The 17,040-nt window shown below is 72.1% G+C and carries 18 protein-coding genes; 7 read left to right on the forward strand and 11 right to left on the reverse strand.

Annotated features, from left to right (window positions below; genetic code table 11):
• Nucleotides 1-108: 108 nt before the first annotated feature.
• The 7 genes from AB0F81_RS21395 to hsaA all read right to left on the reverse strand — a co-directional run bounded on the left by AB0F81_RS21395 (nucleotide 109) and on the right by hsaA (nucleotide 7,200).
• Nucleotides 109-882, reverse strand: coding sequence for a DeoR/GlpR family DNA-binding transcription regulator (locus AB0F81_RS21395; protein ID WP_360199808.1), 774 nt, complete (start codon nucleotides 880-882; stop codon nucleotides 109-111).
• Nucleotides 883-933: 51 nt separating this feature from the next.
• On the reverse strand, nucleotides 934-2,376 hold the full coding sequence (locus AB0F81_RS21400) for a rhamnulokinase family protein (protein ID WP_360199810.1): 1,443 nt from the start codon (nucleotides 2,374-2,376) through the stop codon (nucleotides 934-936).
• Between the two features lie 132 nt (nucleotides 2,377-2,508).
• Entirely contained in the window at nucleotides 2,509-3,444 is a 936-nt protein-coding gene (locus AB0F81_RS21405; RefSeq protein ID WP_360199812.1) for a hypothetical protein, read from the reverse strand.
• Nucleotides 3,445-3,769: 325 nt separating this feature from the next.
• A complete protein-coding gene (gene hsaB / locus AB0F81_RS21410; RefSeq protein ID WP_360199814.1) occupies nucleotides 3,770-4,309 on the reverse strand; it encodes a 3-hydroxy-9,10-secoandrosta-1,3,5(10)-triene-9,17-dione monooxygenase reductase subunit in 540 nt (179 codons plus the stop codon).
• Nucleotides 4,310-4,326: 17 nt separating this feature from the next.
• Entirely contained in the window at nucleotides 4,327-5,226 is a 900-nt protein-coding gene (gene hsaC, locus AB0F81_RS21415; RefSeq protein WP_360199816.1) for an iron-dependent extradiol dioxygenase HsaC, read from the reverse strand.
• The gene (gene hsaD / locus AB0F81_RS21420; protein ID WP_360199818.1) at nucleotides 5,223-6,032 is read right to left on the reverse strand and encodes a 4,5:9,10-diseco-3-hydroxy-5,9,17-trioxoandrosta-1(10),2-diene-4-oate hydrolase; all 810 of its coding nucleotides are present in this window, start codon (nucleotides 6,030-6,032) and stop codon (nucleotides 5,223-5,225) included. Before hsaD ends, hsaC begins: the two co-directional genes overlap by 4 nt.
• A 1-nt stretch (nucleotide 6,033) precedes the next feature.
• Nucleotides 6,034-7,200, reverse strand: a complete 1,167-nt coding sequence (hsaA, locus tag AB0F81_RS21425; protein WP_360199820.1) for a 3-hydroxy-9,10-secoandrosta-1,3,5(10)-triene-9,17-dione monooxygenase oxygenase subunit — start codon at nucleotides 7,198-7,200, stop codon at nucleotides 6,034-6,036.
• 88 nt (nucleotides 7,201-7,288) lie between these two features.
• On the opposite strand from hsaA, the gene AB0F81_RS21430 reads away from it, so the two are divergent.
• The 6 genes from AB0F81_RS21430 to AB0F81_RS21455 all read left to right on the forward strand — a co-directional run bounded on the left by AB0F81_RS21430 (nucleotide 7,289) and on the right by AB0F81_RS21455 (nucleotide 11,476).
• Nucleotides 7,289-8,404 (forward strand): Rieske 2Fe-2S domain-containing protein, encoded by a 1,116-nt coding sequence (locus AB0F81_RS21430; RefSeq protein ID WP_360199822.1) that lies wholly within the window; start codon nucleotides 7,289-7,291, stop codon nucleotides 8,402-8,404.
• Nucleotides 8,401-8,631, forward strand: coding sequence for a hypothetical protein (locus AB0F81_RS21435; RefSeq protein WP_360199824.1), 231 nt, complete (start codon nucleotides 8,401-8,403; stop codon nucleotides 8,629-8,631). Before AB0F81_RS21430 ends, AB0F81_RS21435 begins: the two co-directional genes overlap by 4 nt.
• Nucleotides 8,631-9,551, forward strand: coding sequence for a ferredoxin--NADP reductase (locus AB0F81_RS21440; protein ID WP_360199826.1), 921 nt, complete (start codon nucleotides 8,631-8,633; stop codon nucleotides 9,549-9,551). The genes AB0F81_RS21435 and AB0F81_RS21440 overlap by 1 nt, the downstream gene beginning before the upstream one ends.
• A 103-nt stretch (nucleotides 9,552-9,654) precedes the next feature.
• Nucleotides 9,655-10,581 (forward strand): SDR family NAD(P)-dependent oxidoreductase, encoded by a 927-nt coding sequence (locus AB0F81_RS21445; protein WP_360199828.1) that lies wholly within the window; start codon nucleotides 9,655-9,657, stop codon nucleotides 10,579-10,581.
• Between the two features lie 53 nt (nucleotides 10,582-10,634).
• Nucleotides 10,635-11,027: an SRPBCC family protein gene (locus AB0F81_RS21450; RefSeq protein WP_360199830.1), complete on the forward strand. Its 393-nt coding sequence runs from the start codon at nucleotides 10,635-10,637 to the stop codon at nucleotides 11,025-11,027.
• A 41-nt stretch (nucleotides 11,028-11,068) separates the two neighbouring features.
• A complete protein-coding gene (locus AB0F81_RS21455) occupies nucleotides 11,069-11,476 on the forward strand; it encodes a hypothetical protein (RefSeq protein ID WP_360199832.1) in 408 nt (135 codons plus the stop codon).
• A gap of 320 nt (nucleotides 11,477-11,796) precedes the next feature.
• On the opposite strand, the gene dmpG is transcribed toward AB0F81_RS21455, so the two are convergent.
• Genes dmpG through AB0F81_RS21475 form a run of 4 tightly spaced genes read right to left on the reverse strand, consistent with a single transcriptional unit; the run spans nucleotide 11,797 to nucleotide 16,534 of the window.
• Entirely contained in the window at nucleotides 11,797-12,822 is a 1,026-nt protein-coding gene (dmpG, locus tag AB0F81_RS21460) for a 4-hydroxy-2-oxovalerate aldolase (protein ID WP_360199834.1), read from the reverse strand.
• Nucleotides 12,815-13,675: an acetaldehyde dehydrogenase (acetylating) gene (locus AB0F81_RS21465; RefSeq protein ID WP_360199836.1), complete on the reverse strand. Its 861-nt coding sequence runs from the start codon at nucleotides 13,673-13,675 to the stop codon at nucleotides 12,815-12,817. Before AB0F81_RS21465 ends, dmpG begins: the two co-directional genes overlap by 8 nt.
• A gap of 2 nt (nucleotides 13,676-13,677) precedes the next feature.
• Nucleotides 13,678-14,463, reverse strand: coding sequence for a 2-keto-4-pentenoate hydratase (locus tag AB0F81_RS21470; RefSeq protein WP_360199838.1), 786 nt, complete (start codon nucleotides 14,461-14,463; stop codon nucleotides 13,678-13,680).
• Nucleotides 14,447-16,534: an FAD-binding protein gene (locus AB0F81_RS21475; protein WP_360199844.1), complete on the reverse strand. Its 2,088-nt coding sequence runs from the start codon at nucleotides 16,532-16,534 to the stop codon at nucleotides 14,447-14,449. The genes AB0F81_RS21470 and AB0F81_RS21475 overlap by 17 nt, the downstream gene beginning before the upstream one ends.
• Between AB0F81_RS21475 and AB0F81_RS21480 the strand changes: the two genes are divergently transcribed.
• A partial coding sequence (locus AB0F81_RS21480) for an FAD-dependent oxidoreductase (RefSeq protein WP_360199840.1) occupies nucleotides 16,449-17,040 on the forward strand: 592 nt, incomplete at its 3' end. The genes AB0F81_RS21475 and AB0F81_RS21480 overlap by 86 nt on opposite strands.

Genomic DNA, 17,040 nt, shown 5'->3' on the forward strand with positions numbered 1-17,040 from the left:
CGCGGTCAGAAGAGGAAGCCACCAGCGCCACAAGATGACAAGCTTTGCCGAGAACTTGGTCGGATCGTAGTCTCCATATGCCAAGTTCTGTCAATAGTTGTCGAGCCGCTACGCCACGTGAATGTCGATGCCCGTCGCCCGGAGCCGCTCCACCATCTCCCCGTCGGCGGCCTGGTCGGTGACCAGCACGTCGATGCGCTCCGGCGGGACGGTCTGGCACATCGTCTCGCGGCCCAGCTTGGTGTGATCGGCGAGCACCACCACCTGCTGACCGGCCGCCATCAGGGCCTGATCGGTGGCCGCCGCGAAGACGTTCGGCGTGGTCAGCCCGCGTTCCACGGTCACTCCCTCGCCGGACAGGAACACCTGGGCACCACGCAGGCCGGTCAGCGCGGCCTCGGCGATCGGGCCGACGGCGGCACCGATCGACCGGCGCAGGGCACCGCCGATCAGCACCACGTCGACCTGCGGCGCGCCGAGCAGCGCGCTGGTCACCGAAATCGAGTTGGTGACCACCGTGAGCTGGTCGAAGGCGGCCAGGTGGCGGGCCAGGGCGGTGGTGGTGCGGCCCGGCCCGAGCAGCACCGCGCTGCCCTCGGCGACCAGGCCCGCGGCGCGTGCCGCGATGGCCTCGCGCGGCCCGGACACCGGGTCGGCGCCGTTCGGCCCGGCCGGCGCGACGGCCCGGACCGGCGGCTGTCCGTGCCGTGGACCGGCGCCGCCGCGGGTCAGCGCGAGCAGCCCGTCCGCCGCCATCGCGCGCAGGTCACGGCGCACCGTCGACTCGGAGATCCCGAGGGCCGCGGCCAGGTCCCGGAAGGACACGTAGCCGTGGTCGCGGACATGGGCCAGCAGGCGCCGGCGACGCTCGGCGATCAGCACGAACCCGCACCTCCGCTTCCAGGGCTGCATCCAGGACTGATGCAGAATATGTCAGAACTTGTCACTGCTGTCGAGCAGCGTCAAAAAACGCCGGTAGGCGGCCTCGCTGTGCTCGGAGGGGCGCGGCTCGTACCGGCGCGGGGGCAACGATCGTGCCACGACCTCCCGGATCTCCCCCAGCGAAGCGAGTTCACCGGCCGCCCGGGCCTGCACCAGCAGGTTGCCCACCGCGGTCGCCTCCACCGGACCGGCCAGCACCGGCCGGCCGGTCAGGTCGGCGGTGAGCCGGCACAGCAGCGGGTTGGCCGAGCCGCCGCCCACCATGTGCAGGACCTCGGCTCGCCGGCCGGCGAGCCGCTCGGCCCGCTCCAGGCTCCAGCGGTGCTTGCAGGCCAGACTGTCCAGCACGCAGCGCACCACGGCGGCCCGGTCAGCCGGCACCGGCTGCCCGGCCCGGCGGCACGAAGCCACCAGCTGCGCCGGCATGTCGCGCGGGCTGACGAACGCCGGATCGTCGGGGTCGACCAGCCCTTGGAAGCCGGGCGCCCGCTCCGCGGCGGCGACCAGCTCACCGTACGTCGGCGAACGCCACGCGGCCCGGCAGCGCTGCAGCAGCCACAGCCCGGTCCCGTTGCGCAGGAACCGGATCGTTCCGTCGACGCCGGCCTCGTTGGAGAAGCCGGCCAGCCGGGCCTCCTCGGTCAGCACCGGCGCGTCCAGCTCCAGGCCGACCAGCGACCACGTCCCCGACGACAGGTAGCCGAACGGCGCCGGACCGGCCGGCACAGCCGTGACGGCCGAGGCGGTGTCGTGCCCGGCGACCGCCCACAACGGGATGTCCGGATGCTCCCGCAGCTGCCCGATCGCGCTGCCCGGCGGCACCACCTCGAAGTCGAACAGCCGGCGTGGTATGCCCAGCTTGTCGATGACGCCGGTCGCCCAGCCGCGGGTGCCCACGTCCAGGAGCTGACTGGTGCTGGCAATGGTCTGCTCGGTGACCGGCCGCCCGGTCAGCCAGTACCCGAACAGGTCGGGCAGCAGCACCAGCCGCTCGGCGGCCGCCAGCTGCGGAGAGTCCTCCATCGCGACCAGCTGACTGGCGGTGTTGATGGGCAGCGGAGCCGTCCCGGTGGTCCGGTAGATCTCCCCGGCGCCGACCCGGGCCGCGATGAGATCCGCACTCGACCGGGTCCGCTGGTCACGGTAGTGCCAGGGATTGCCGATCAGCCCGCCGGCCCGGTCCAGCAACCCGAAGTCGTTGCCCCACGTGTCGATGCCGACCCCGTCGACCGGCCCGGCCGCCGCCGCGGCGGCGATCCCGGCCGACAGCTCCGCGAACAGCGCCAGCACATCCCAGTGCAGGCCGTCCGGCACCGCGACCGGCCGGTTGACGAACCGGTGCAGTTCCTCGACCGTGAGCCGCCCGTCGCGCAACGATCCGCGGACCACCCGGCCGCTCTCGGCGCCCAGATCGACAGCGACGAACACCGGCACCCGCCGATCTTATCCCCGCTCCGCCCCGCCAACTCGCCCTCGGCCGCGCGTTCCGGCCTGATCACGACGACTATGCCGTGAGGCCGATCGGGCCCGTTCTGCGACGCAGGTCCTGGGACGGCTCCATCAAGGTCACGGACGGGCGGGCGGCCCGCCTCGGCGGCGCACGGCGACGAGGACGATCGCGATGAGGCACAGCGCGCCGAGTTGGGCCGGAAGGCGCAGGTAGATCGAGGTGTAGGGATGCCACGGCGCCAGCACGTCGAAGGCGAAGGGGGCAGGCTCGGCGCCGGTCAGGTAGCGGGCGAGGACCAGCAACTCGGCGAGCGCCACGGGGGTGGCGGCCAGCAACGCGGCCACGGCGGCACTCGTCAGGACGCGGCCGCGCGGGCTCGGCGCGGCGAATCGGCGGGTGAGCGGCAGGCCCAGGAGCAGACCCAGCAGGGCGCCGATCGCGGCGCCGGCCAGCATGGGTGCGGCCAGGCCGGTGGGTGGGCGGGGGCCGACCTCGGCGGTGAGCAGCGGGTCGAAGCGGCCGGGCAGGAGACCGTCGGCGCCCACCGTGGTGGTGATCTCCAGGGAGAGGATCGTGGTGTCGGTGCGGGCGGCCAGACGGCGGCGGTAGTCGTCCTGTTCGACGGTGTCGACGGTCCAGCCCTGGGTGATCAGATTCTGCCGGGCCTCGGCGAACACGGCGACCGGGTCGGTGACCGGGCCGGCGGTGACGGTGACCGTGCCGTAACGGTAGCTGTCGCCGCCGAGCACCGGCACGAACACGGTCTCGGAGGGCTGCGACAGCGGCGGGTCCCAGCGGAAGGCGGTCGCTGACCGGGTGGTCACCCCGGCGGCCACGCCCGGCAGTGCGGCGCGGACCGCGTCGAGTGCGGCCGTGTCCGTGGTCGGCGAGGTGGCAGGCCAGGCCAGGCGGCCGCCGATGGCGGCGCCGGCGCCGGCCAGGCTGAGAGCGAGCAGCAGAGTGAGCAGGCGGCCGGGCCAGCCCGCAGAGGTACGACCGGAAGCGCCCGGCCGGATGGGCGGAGGCACCGCCGTGGTCATCTGCTCGATCATCTCGGCTCCCGCACGACGGACCAGGATTGATCACGACCGTAGTGCACTGCCGCACCCAGCCGTCGCGGGAGTCACATGTGATCGATCTCGGTCAGGTCGATGTCGATGTCGATGTGGACCGTCGATGAGCTCGGTGTGCGGCGGCAGACCGGGAATTCGATCGAGGTCATCGGAGAACCAGCCCTCCGGCGGCGGCCGCAGCAGTCGCCAGTCCGCCACCTGTTCGGCGTCCACGTCCTCCACCTCTCCCGGAAGAACCTGCTCCATCTGCAGCATATCGGCCATCCCAGACACTCGTCATAGGACTACCTGTCATGCGACTAGGCTAGATCCAATCGGTGTGGCGGGGCCAGGCCAGCAAGGTGTCGACGACCTCGGGCGGCTCGTGCGGCGACACCGCGGCCGTGCCCGTGTAGCGGCCCTTGTGGAACAGCAGCGGGCCCGTGTCGCGGCACTCCCCCAGCGTGGTCACCCGCCCGATCACGATGGCGTGGTCACCACCGGGATGGACCGCCTCGATCCGGCAATCGGCCCAGGTCAGCGCCCCGTCAAGGATCGGTGCGCCGGACGGCGCGGCGGTCCACCGTACGCCGGCGAACCTGTCGTGACCGCGCGCGCCGAAGGCGCGGGAGATGTCGCGCTGGTCGTCGGCGAGGACGTTGACGCCGAAGGCGCCCCGCGCGTGGATCCGCCGCCAGGTCTCGGAGAGCTCCTGAGGGCAGAAGAGCACCAGCGGCGGGTCCAGCGAGAGCGGGGCGAAAGCCTGGCAGGCGAAGCCGGCCGGGCCGGCGGCGTCGTGGGTGGTGATGACCGTGACGCCGGTGCAGAAGTGGCCGAACACCCGCCGGAAGCGCCGGGCGGACATGCCGGACGACAGGAGTGTCAATGCCCGCCGCCACCGAAGAAGCGGTGACCCCAGACGCTGTGCGCGGTGGTCTGCCGGGCCACCCAGGTGCGGTCGTCGACGGTCAGCCCGCCGTAGCCGTACTCGATGTCGAAACCGCTGGGTGTGCGCACGTAGAACGAGATCATCTCGTCGTTGGCGTGCCGGCCCAGCGTGGAGATCATCGGGGCTTTGTGCCGGGCGCAGCGGTCGATGGCCCGGCCCACGTCGTCGATGCTCTCGGTCTCGATCATCAGGTGGACCAGGCCGCTGGGCGCCGGGATGGGTGCGAGCGCGACGCTGTGGTGGCGTGGCCCGCAGCCGAGGAACCGCATCCACAGCGGTTCGTCGCTGGGCGGCAGGCCGAGGTGCTCCGGCACCAGCCGCATCGAGTCGCGCAGCCGGAAGCCGAGCAGTTCGGTGTAGAAGCGCAGGTTGGCGGCGTCGTCGCGGACGGGCAGCACGACGTGGCCCATGCCCTGGTCGCCGGTGACGAAGCGGGTGCCGTAGCCGCTGATCGCCGGCCGGGTGTCGAGGGCGGCGCCGCAGAAGAACTCGAGGCGGTTGCCGGACGGGTCGTCCACGCTGATCATCTGGGCGACCCGCCGGTCGGCGAGGTCGTCGGCGGGTTTGACGGCGACCCCGGCGCTCTCCAGCAGCCCGCCGAGGCGGTCCAGGGCGGCCGGGTCGGCGAGTTCCCAGCCGCTGGCGACGAGCCGGTCCTGCGATCCCGGCGTCACCACGATGCGGGCCGGCAGGTCGTCCATGCGCAGGTAGGCGGCGGACGGGTCGGGGCCGCGGCCGAGGACCATGCCGAGCACCTTGACGCCGAACTCGCGCCAGGCGTCCACATCGGTGGCCTCGACCCGCAGGTAGCCGAGGGAGCGGATCAGGCTCATGAGGGATCCCTTCGTGCCAGGAAGTCGATGGCCAGGCGGTGGAACTCGTCGAACTTCTCCAGGTGGGCCCAGTGGCCGCAGCCGCCGAAGACGTGCAGCCGGGCGTTGCGCAGCAGTTTCAGGGCGACCAGGGCGCCGTCGAGCGGGTTGACCCGGTCCTCGCGGCCCCAGACCAGCAGCACCTCGTGGCGCAGGCGGTGCGCGTCGCGCCAGAGCAGCCCCTCCTCGTAGGTCGCCGGGTCGGTGAACGAGGCGCCCATCGCGCGCATGGCACGCAGGCCGGCCGGGTCGGAGGCGGCCCGGAAACGTTCCTCGATCAACTCGTCGGTGATCAGCGACGGGTCGAAGACCAGCGTGCGCAGGAACGCGGCGATCCGCTCCCGGCTGGGGTCGCGACCGAAAGCGCCCAGGCGTTTCACGCCTTCGGTCGGATCGGCCGCGAACACGTTCAGGCTCAGACCACCCGGCCCCATCAGCAGCAGACGGCGGGCACGTTTCGGGAAGAGCAGGGCGAAGCGTACGGCGGTGCCGCCGCCGAGCGAATTGCCGACCAGGTCGACCCGCTCGATGTCGAGTTTGTCGAGCAGGGCGGCCAGGGCGTTGGCGGCGTTGGTGAAATACTGCCCGGTGATCGGCTCGTCGGCCGAGCCGCCGTATCCCGGCTGGTCGACGACGAGGGTGTCGAAGTGTGCGGCGAACTCCGGCAGGGTGCGCCCGAAGTTGCTCATCCCCGACGCGCCGGGCCCTCCCCCGTGCAGCAGGACGACCGGGGAGCCGGCGCCGGCACGCTCGAAATGCAGCGTCATCTCACACCATCGCGTCGTTGAGCGGCAGGCCGAACTCGCCGCGACCGAACATGGACAGGGCCCGCTCCGGGTCGTTGATCGCGTGCACCCGCCCGGAGTGCGCGTCCCGCCAGAAGCGCTGGATCGGGGTGCCGACGGCGAGGGCGCGGCCCCCGGAGTTCTCGAACAGGCGGTCTACGGCGCGGATCGCGAGCTCGGTTCCGCGTACCTGATCGCGTCGCACCCGCAACCGCAGCGGCATCGGCAGCTTCGTGCCGGCGGTGACCAGATCCATCAGCTCCCGCATGTTGGCCTGCAGGGCCAGCCAGGCGGAGTCGATGTCGCCGGCCGCCTCCGCGACCCGCACCTGTGAGTGCGGGTCCTCGGCGGCCTTGACGCCGACGTAGGAGGCCCGGACGCGCTTGCGCGTGTATTCGACGTGCGCCTGGTAGGCGCCGGTGGCCATGCCGATGATCGGGGTGGTGATCGCGTAGGAGAACAGCGACGCGTACGGGATCCGGTAGAGCGGCCCGGGGTTCTGCTCCTGGCCCGGGCAGAGGCAGCGAGCGGTGTCGTTGAAGCTGAGCGACCGGTACGCCGGGACGAACGCGCCGTCCACCACGATGTCGTTGCTGCCCGTGCCGCGCAGCCCGACCGTGTGCCAGACGTCCTCGATGGTGTAGTCGCTGATCGGCAGCAGGAAGGTGCGGAAGTCGGCGGGCGCGCCGTCCTCGCCGGGCGGGACGATCCCGCCGAGCAGCACCCAGGTGGCGTGGTCGCAGCCGGAGGAGAAACTCCACCGCCCGGTGACCCGGTAACCACCGTCGACCGCGGTGATCTTGCCGGTCGGCGCGTAGGACGACGACATCCGGGTGCCCTGGTCGTCGGCCCACACGTCCTGCTGAGCCTGGTCGGGGAAGAGCCCGAGCTGCCAGTTGTGCACGCCGATCACCGAGGCGACCCAGCCGGTGGAGCCGCACGCGGAGGCCAGGTCGCGCACGCAGGTGAGATAGGTGAGCGGGTGCGCCTCCAGGCCGCCGAAGCGGGCCGGCTGCAGCAGCCGGAAGAAGCCGGTCTCGGCGAGCGACTTGACCGTCTCGGACGCCAGCGCCCGCCGATCCTCGGTCTCCTGCGCCCGGTCCCGTAGAACAGGTAACAGGTCGCGCACTCCGGCGAGGACCGCGTCCATGAGATCCCTCCAGCGGGGTTGGCCGGTGAGTAAGGCGTCCCTATACTAGAACACGTTCTATTTGTGGAACAGAGATGCGGAGCGGCTCATGGAGCAACCACGCACCATCGACACCGGAGCCCCACCCGCCAGGTTCGCCCGCGGCTGGCACTGCCTCGGCCTCGCCGACTCCTTCCGCGACGGCGAACCGCACGCGATCGAGGCGTTCGGCACGAAGCTGGTGGTCTTCGCCGACTCCCAGGGCCGGCTGCACGTTCTCGACGGGTACTGCCGGCACATGGGCGGCGACCTCACCATGGGGACGGTCAAGGGCGACACCATCGCCTGCCCGTTCCACGACTGGCGGTGGCGCGGCGACGGCCGCTGCGATGCCGTTCCGTACGCGTACCGCGTCCCGCCACGTGCCCGGACCCGCTCATGGCTCACCCTGGAGGAGAACCGGCAGCTGTTCGTCTGGCACGACCCGCAGCACCGGCCACCCCCGGCGGACGTGACCATCCCCCGCATCGAGGGCGCCTTCTCCGACGAGTGGAGCACCTGGACGTGGGACTCGGTGCGCATCGACGGCGCGAACTGCCGCGAGGTCATCGACAACGTGGTCGACATGGCGCACTTCTTCTACATCCACTTCGCCTTCCCGACGTTCTTCAAGAACGTGCTGGAAGGGCACGTGGCGGCCCAGTTCCTGCACACCCGGCCACGGCCGGACGTGCCGAGCGCGAACAGCCAGTCCGGTGACGCCACACTGCGGTCGGAGGCGGCGTACTACGGGCCGTCCTACATGATCGATTACCTGTACCACAACTGGCACGGCATCGACGTGGAGTCGGTGCTGATCAACTGCCACTATCCGGTGACGCCGACCTCGTTCGTACTCCAATGGGGTGTGATCGTGAAGAGCCTGCCGGGCCTGACCACCGAGCAGGCGGCGAAGGCTGCCGGCAAGTTCTCCAAGAGCATCGGCGTCGGCTTCCTGCAGGACGTGGAGATCTGGAAACACAAGACCCGCATCGACAACCCGCTGCTCTGCGCCGAGGACGGCCCGGTCTATCAGCTGCGCCGATGGTACGAGCAGTTCTACGTCGACGTGGAGGACGTCACCGACGACATGGTGGCGCGGTACGAGTTCGAGGTGGACACCACCCGGGCCGTCCAGACATGGGAGGCCGAGGTCGCCGCCAACCAGGCGCGCGCCGCGTCATGAACATCGCCGAGGAGGCACTGACCGCGGTGCGGTGCGACAGCTGCGGTCAGGGCGTGCGGGCCGGCAAGCGCAGCGCGATGCAGACCAGCGTGCAGTGGGCCGGACCGGCCTGCCCGCTCCTGGCCGAGGCGGCCGGCGGACGGCCGACCGCGCTGGTGCCGACCTGCCCCGACCTACGCGACAGCATCGACCGTGCGGTGCGCGAGGGCCGCCTGGAGGTGAGCTGATGCCGGCATGGGAGATCGCCGAGGTGATCGCCGAGACGCCGCAGGCGTGCTCGCTCGTGCTGAACGCGGGGTTCGACTATCAGCCGGGGCAGTATCTGACCGTGCGCACGCCGGTGGGGGCGCGGTGCTACTCGCTGGCCAGCTCGCCGTTCACCGACGCGCGGCCGAAGGTGACGGTGAAGCGGGTACGCGACGGGGCGGTGTCGAACTGGATCTGCGACAACGTGCGAGCCGGGGACGTGCTGGAGTTCGCCGGGCCGGCGGGGACCTTCACCCCGGGATCGCTCGACGACGACCTGCTGCTGCTGGCCGGCGGGTCGGGCATCACGCCGATCATGGGGATCGTCAAAGCGGTGCGGGCGCGCGGGCGGGGCGATCTGGCGCTGATCTACGCCAACCGGGACGCGGAATCGGTGATCTTCCAGCGGGAGCTGGACGAGCTGCTGCCGGTGACCTACTGGCTGGACTCCGAACGGGGCGTGCCGACCGCTGACGCGCTGGCGGGACTGCTCAGCCCGTACGCCGGCCGGGAGGCTTTCGTCTGCGGGCCGGAAGCCTTCGTCGCCGTGGCGGAGAAGGCGCTGCAGCTGGCCGGCGTCGCCGGCGTGCGGGTGGAACGGTTCGAGACGGAGCCGGTGGGCGGGACCGACGCGGTCGCCACGGTCACCATCGACGGCCAGACCCATGAACTGCCGTGGGCGGCCGGCAAACGGCTGCTGGACGTGATCATCGACGCCGGGCTCAACCCGCCCTACTCCTGCCGGCAGGGACAGTGCGGGGCGTGCGCGGTGCGCAAGACGGACGGCGAGGTGGAGCTGGTCAACAACGAGATCCTCGAGGAGGAGGATTTCGCGGAGGGTTACATCCTGGCCTGCCAGGCGGTCGCGCGCAGCGAGCACGTCACGGTCACCTATTACTGATCAGACGTACGCCTGGGCGAGGCTCCGTGGCCCTCCCGCCACGCACCGGATTGGGGCCGCGCGCCGCGGGTACACCCCTGCCGTGCAGGCCAGGAGAACAGTCGTGATCACCGGTGCCTCCAGTGGGATCGGGCGTGCCGCCGCGCTCGCGTTTGCCCGGGCCGGTGACCGGCTGGTGCTGGCCGCCCGGTCCCAGGCGGCACTGAAAGCGATCGCCGCCGAGTGCGTGGCGGCCGGAGCGCAGGTGCGGGTAGTGACCGCCGACGTGACCCGCCGGGAGACCGTGGAGCAGGTCGCGGAGACGGCCACGGCCGCGTTCGGCGGTATCGACGTGTGGGTGAACACGGCGGCGGTCATGGCGTACGGCCGGTTCGACGACGTGCCCGCCGACGTGTTCGATCAGGTGGTGGCCACTGACTTGCTCGGCGCCGCGACGGTTGCCCGGGCCGCGCTGACCCGGTTCCGGACGCAGGGGCACGGCGTGCTGATCTTCGGTGGATCGCTCCTGGGGACGGTGGTCACGCCCTATATGAGCGCCTACGTCGCGAGCAAGTGGGGGCTGCGTGCCCTGATACGGGCACTGCGCCTGGAGAACCGTGACGCCGCCGACGTGCACATCTGCCTGGTGTCGCCGGGTGCCGTGGACACGCCTATCTACCGCAACGCGGCGAACTTCGCCGGCCGTTTCGGGAAACCTCCACCGCCGGTGGCCTCGGCCGAGAAGGTGGCCACGGCGATCCTGCGCTGCGCGCGCCGGCCGCGCGCGACCGTGACGGTCGGCACGGCGAACCGAGTGATCAACCTCGGGTTCCTGATGACGCCCGCACTCTACGACGCGCTGGTCGGCCCGCTGATGCGCGCCGGCGGATTGTCGCGGGAGCGGGTGGCGCCACACAACGGCAACGTTTTCGCGCCGCTGGCCGCGGTGGACCCGCAGAGCCGGGCCCACCCGTCGTGGGCACGGCCGATCGCCGCCGGTGCGGGCTTCGCGGCGCTCGCCGTTCTCCTCGCCCGCCGCTACACGTCATGAAGGCCTGCGGCCGGCGCCGGGTGTCACAGCGGATCGACGGGATGACTGATCGGATGACGCTACGGCGAGTCGTCACCGTCAGCGGACCACGATCCGCCGACGACGTGTGGGACCGCTACATCCGCCCCGCCCGGTGGCCGGAGTGGTCCCCGCAGATCCGCTCGGTCGACTATCCCGGTGAGCGGTTGAAGCCGGGCACATCCGGGGTGGTGCACGGACCGGCCGGGCTCCCGGTACGCTTCCGCGTCCTCGCGATGGAAGAGGCCGGCCCGATACGTAGCTGGTCGTGGACCGCCATCGCGGCGGGCGTGCGGTTGACGCTGCGGCACACCGTCGAGGTGACGCCCGCGGACACCCGTACCCGGCTGGTCATCGAGGGCTTCGCTCCCGCGGTGGTGGCCTACCTGCCGATCGCTCGCTGGGCGCTGCACCGCCTGGTGCGCTGATCCGGCGCGCGGCAGCCGCACCGGCATGATTCGCTCGGCTGGTGATGACTCCCGAGACGGCACTGCTGGCGGGGACGGCACTGCACTTCGGCTTCCAGGCGACGGTGACCACCGTCGTCTATCCGGCGCTGGCCCGGGTCGACCCGTCCGGATGGGCAGCGGCGCACCGTGCCCACACCAGGTCCATCACGCCGGTCGTTGCGGTGACCTACGGCGTTCTCGCGCTGATCTGCGGCTGGGCGCTGCTGCGCGAACCGGGCGGCTGGACTCTGACGGCGCTCGCCGCCACGGCGGTGGCGGTACTCGTGACCGCCGCCACCGCGGCTCCGGCGCACCACCGGCTCGGCAACGGCTACGACGCGCGACATATCGGTCGGCTTCTGCGGGCAGATCGCGTGCGTACGGCGGCTGCCGCGGTGGCGCTGACCGCCGCTGCGGTGGCCGCATAGCGACTGCTCGTCAGCTTCGTTAGGCGGCTGACCACCAGCGTCGAGTTGCGGGCGCCGAAGCAGCACTGGGCGCCAGCCCAGCAAGACGGCTGGCCACCAGCGTCGAGTTGCGGGCGCCGAAGCAGCACCGGGCGCCAGCCAAGCAAGACGGCTGACCACCAGCGTCAGGTTGCGGACGCCGAAGCAGCACCGGGCGCCAGCCCAGCAAGACGGCTGACCACCAGCATCGGGATGCGGGCGCCGAAGCAGCACTGGGCGCCAGCCCAGCAAGACGGCTGACGGCCGGAGTCGGGTTGCGGGCGCGAAGGCAGCACTGGGCGTCAGCTGGGTGGGGGTGGGTTGGCGGCGAGGGCGAGTTCGCGGGCGATGCCGATCAGCTGGTCCTCCTGGCCGCCGACCAGGCGGCGCTCGCCCGCCCGGACCAGGATCTCGGCGCCGGAGACCTGGTAGCGCTCGGCCAGCGAGTACGCGTGCAGCAGGAAACTGGAATACACCCCGGCATAACCCATGATCAGCGCCATCCGGTCCAGCTTGCACTCGTCCGGCATGGCCGGGCGGACCACGTCCTCGGCCGCGTCGACGATCTTGAAGAAGTCCACGCCGGTGCGGATGCCCAGCTTGTCGCAGACCCCGACGAACGCCTCCACCGGCGTGTTCCCGGCACCCGCGCCGAACCGGCGGGTGCTGCCGTCGATCTGCTTCGCGCCGGCCCGGTAGGCGAGCACCGAGTTCGCCACACCGAGGCCCAGGTTCTCGTGACCGTGGAAGCCGACCTGCGCGTCCTCCCCCAGCTCGGCGACGAGCGCGGCCACCCGGTCGCCGACCTGATCGAGCACGAGCGCACCCGCCGAGTCGACCACGTAGACGCACTGGCAGCCGGCGTCGGCCATGATGCGGGCCTGTTCCGCCAGTTCGGCCGGGCTGATCGAGTGGGCCATCATCAGGAAGCCGACGGTCTCCAGGCCCAGCTCCCGGGCGAGCCCGAAATGCTGCACCGCGATGTCCGCCTCGGTGCAGTGGGTGGCGATCCGGCAGACGCTCGCCCCGTTGCCGGCGGCGGCCCGGATGTCGTCGATGACCCCGACGCCGGGCAGCATCAGGAAGGCGATCTTCGCGCGGGTGGCGGTGCGGACCGCGACGCTGATCAGCTCCTGCTCCGGGGTGCGGCTCAGCCCGTAGGTGAACGACGACCCGCCCAGGCCGTCGCCGTGGGTCACCTCGATCACCGGGACACCGGCGTCGTCCAGGGCCGCGACGACGGCAGCGACCTCGTCCGCGGTGAACTGGTGGCGTTTCGCATGCGAGCCGTCCCGCAGCGACGAGTCGGTGATCCGCAGGTCAAGCAAGTCCCTCACCCACCCGGGTAGCGGCAGCGGTCATGATGTCCAGATTCCCGGCGAACGTCGGCAGGTAGTCACCGCTGCCCTCGATCTCGAGAAAGATGCCGACCCGGACGACGTCGCCGACCCGGTCGAACTGCGGCTCGTCGAGCAACCGGTAGCCCGGCACGTAGCGGGCGATCTCCGCGACCCGCTCGGTGACCGATTTGGTCACGGCCGCGGTGTCGGCCTCCGGGGAGACCGCGCAGAAGATCGTGTCCCGCATGATCAGCGGCGGCTCGGCCGGGTTGAGCACGATGATCGCCTTGCCGCGGGCCGCCCCGCCGATCGTCTCCAGTCCGCGGCTCGTCGTGCGGGTGAACTCGTCGATGTTGGCGCGGGTTCCCGGCCCCGCCGAGCGGGACGCGACACTCGCCACGATCTCGGCATAGCTCACCGGCGTCACCTGCGACACCGCGTGCACCATCGGGATCGTCGCCTGCCCGCCGCAGGTGGTCAGGTTGAGGTTCGGAGCGTCCCGGTGCTCGCCGAGGTTCACCTCCGGCACCACGGCCGGCCCGATCGCCGCCGGGGTCAGATCGATGGCCCGGATGCCGGCTCGCTGATAGGCCGGGGCGTTCGCCCGGTGCACCGCCGCTGACGTGGCCTCGAAGACCAGATCCGGCCGGGGATGCTGGCTGAGCAGCCAATCCGCGCCGCCGGTCCCGGTGACCAGCCCGTGCTGCGCGGCCAGCCGCAGACCCGGGCTGTCCGGGTCGATGCCGGCCATCCAGCGCGGTTCGATCACCGGGGAACGCAGCAGCTTGAACATCAGGTCGGTGCCGATGTTGCCGGACCCCACGATCGCGGCGGTCAGCATGATCAGGCCTCCTTCCGGAAGCTGAGACGGACCTCGCCGAGGCCGGTGAAGTCCGCGCGGAACTCGTCGCCCGGGTGGACGTCGACGGCCCGGGCGCAGGCGCCCGGCAGGATCAGATGCCCGGCCCGCAGCCGCACGCCGAACCCCGCGACCGTGCGCGCCAGCCAGGCCACCGCGGTCACCGGATTGCCGAGCACGGCATCGGAGCGGCCGCGCACGACCGGTTCCGCGCCGCGATAGAGGACCGCGGCGATGCCGCGCAGATCAAGATCTTTCGGGGGTACGCGGGCAGCACCCACCACGAAGCCGGCGGAGGAGGCGTTGTCGGCGATCGTGTCGGCGAGGCTGATCCGCCAGTCGGCGATCCGGCTGTCGATCAACTCGATGGACGGGGCGAGGGCCTCGGTGGCGTCCAGGACGTCCTGCTCGGTGCAGTCGTGGCCGGGCAGGTCGGCGCCGAGCACGAAAGCGGTCTCGATCTCCACGCGCGGGTAGCAGTAGCGGCCCGCGTCGACCGGTTCGGTCTCGCTGAGGCGCATGTCGGCGAGAAGGTGGCCGTAGTCGGGCTCGTCGACGCCCATCATCTGCTGCATCGCCCTGGAGGAGAGGCCGACCTTGTGCCCGACCACGGGAACGCCCCGGCGGGTGATGTTGTGCAGCTGGATCGCGTAGGCGTCGGCGGCGGTCAGCCCGGGATGGGTGCCGATCAGCGGCGGGATGGGCGCGCGGTCGCGTTCGGCGGTGTAGAGGCGGTCGGCGAGGTCGCGCAGGTCAGTCGGGTCGATCATCAGTGCCGCCCTCCGCTTTCGATCGTGCGGACTTCGTGTTCACCGCTTCCGGTAGCTCTCCCGAGGACACCGGCGGCGTGGCGGCGGCAGGGGTGGTGCCGGCAGCAGCGGGAGCAGCGCCGCCAGGAGCACTGCCGGCAGTAGCAGAGCCGGCGGGAGCAGAGCCGGCGGGAGCAGAGCCGGCGGGAGTCGAGGCGGCGGGAGCAGAGCCGGCGGGAGCAGAGCCGGCGGGAGCAGAGCCGGCGGGAGTCGAGGCGGCGGGAGCAGAGCCGGCGGGAGTCGAGGCGGCGGGAGTCGAGGCGGCGGGAGTCGAGGCGGCGGGAGTCGAGGCGGCGGTGAAGGTGGCGGCTGCCGGAGAGGTCGCGGCTGTGTGAGGGGATGCATGCGTGGCTGCGTGCGTGGCGGCGCGGCGGGCCGAGAAGACGCAGTCGGCGAGGGAGAGGCCGCTCACGTAGCTGCCGGAGCAGATGCCGACCGCGGTGCGGCCGGCCGCGTAGAGGCCGGGGACGGGTAGGTCGTCGGGGCGCAGGACCGCGCCGGTGTCCTCGTCGACGGTCAGGCCGCCGAGGGTGAGCATCGGGGCGGGCAGGCCGCGTGCGCGGATGGAGACGTCGATCAGTGAGAACGGCGGGTGGGTCAGCGGGCGGACCAGGTCGGCGGGTTTGCCCGCCGGGTCGGGGCCGTCCGCCCGGTAGGCGGCGAGTGTCGCTGCGAGGCCGTCGGGATCCACTCCGGCGCGGTGGGCCACTTCCGCAAGCGTGGGCGCGGTGACCCGGCCGCCGGAGAGCAGCCGCCAGGCCTGGAGGCGCTGGAACCAGAGCGTCTGCTCGCGCACCTGGCGGCGGGCCGAGGCGAGCACGTCCGCGTCGACCAGCAGCCAGGCCCGGCCGCCGGGGCTGCGCAGCACGGCGTCGCCGATCGCGGCCCCGTAGCGGGACTCGTCGCAGACGCGGCGACCGTCACGGTCGACCAGGATGCCGCCGAGCAACGCCGACGGCGGGGTGAGGAAACGCCACACGGTGACCCGGTCCAGGTGGCGGGCGCCGCCACCGGCGGCGGTGCCGAGCCGGATGCCGGAGCCGTCGTCGCCGGGGGTGCCCAGGCGCAGGCCGCCACGGTAGGCGGGGGCGTGCTCGCGCATCATGTCGCGGTTGAAGACGAAACCCCCGGTGGTCAGGACGACGCTGCGGGCGGCGACGCGCATCGGGCGGCCGTAGCGGTTCTCCAGGCCGGTGGCGGCGCGGTGCAGGGTGCGCCCGAGTGCGGGCAGGTAGACGCCGGGCTTGACCGACCAGCGGTGCAGCAGGCGGTGGCCGAGGCGGGCCCAGATCGGTGAGCCGGCGAGCGTGCGGCACTCGACGCCGGTGACTCGGCCATCCGGGGTCTGGATCAGCCGGTGGGCGCGGGTCTGGGTGCGGATCCCGGCGCCGGCGGTGCGGGCCGCGTCGGCGAGCCGGGCGTACAGGACGCCGCCGGAGGCGCCGCGGGCGTGGGTGCGGTGACCGCGGGGCACCGGTGGGCGCTCGCTGTCGGAGACGTACAGGTAGTGGCGGTTCGTGGGGTAGGACGTCTTGTACGGGCAGAGCCGCGAGTCGAACGGCACACCGTGGCGGGCGAGCCAGTCGAGCAGGCCGGCGCTCTGCTCGCAGAACCGGCGCAGGGTGGCGGGGCTGACCGCGTCACGGACCTCGCCGCGCAGGTAGTCGTACATCTGGGCAGGGGTGTCGGTGATGCCGGCGGCGTGCTGCTGGGCCGTGCCGCCGCCGGCGTAGACGATGCCGCCGGAGATCGCGGTGGCGCCGCCGCCGGTGAAGCGCTCCAGGACCAGCACGGAGGCGCCGGACTCGGCCGCCTCGATCGCGGCGCAGGCGCCGGCCGCTCCCAGCCCGACCACCACGACGTCGTACACCGGCTCCCCATTTCTGGAACGCGTATCAGTGTGATTATGGCCGCAACAAGCCCGATAACTATAACCTGTTCTAGTGATGGATGGAGATGTGGTGGTGGTCGGCAGCGGCGGCGCCGGGATGACGGCGGCGCTGACCGCGGCACAGCACGGGCTGAGCGCGATCGTGGTGGAGAAGGCGCCGGTCTACGGCGGGTCGACGGCACGCTCCGGCGGCGCGTTGTGGCTCCCGGGCAACGAGGTGCTGGGCAGCGCTTCCGCCGACGACGGGACCCATCTGGCGTACGTCGCCGGTCCTGACGTGCCGCTCGCCCGGCGGCGCGCGTTCCTGGCGCACGGGCCGGCCATGCTCGCGCTGATCCGGGCGCACACGCCGCTGGACTTCGCCTGGGTGCCGGGCTATCCGGACTATCACCCGGAGGCGCCGGGCGGCCTGCCCCGGGGCCGGTCGATCGAGCCGAAGCCGCTGGACACCCGCCTGATCGGGGCCGACCTGGAGCAACTCGCCGCGCCCTATCGGGCCGCGCCGAACGGGATGGCCGTGACCGCGGTCGACTACCGGTGGCTGTCGCTGGGGCTGCGGCACCCGCGGTCGGCGCTGACCGCGTCCGGATCCGGGCGGGTTCGCCGAGTCGGTCGAACAGGTCGGTGTCCACATCAGCTCCTGGCGG

The sequence above is a fragment of the Actinoplanes sp. NPDC024001 genome (genome assembly GCF_040638955.1).
Classification (GTDB): domain Bacteria; phylum Actinomycetota; class Actinomycetes; order Mycobacteriales; family Micromonosporaceae; genus Actinoplanes.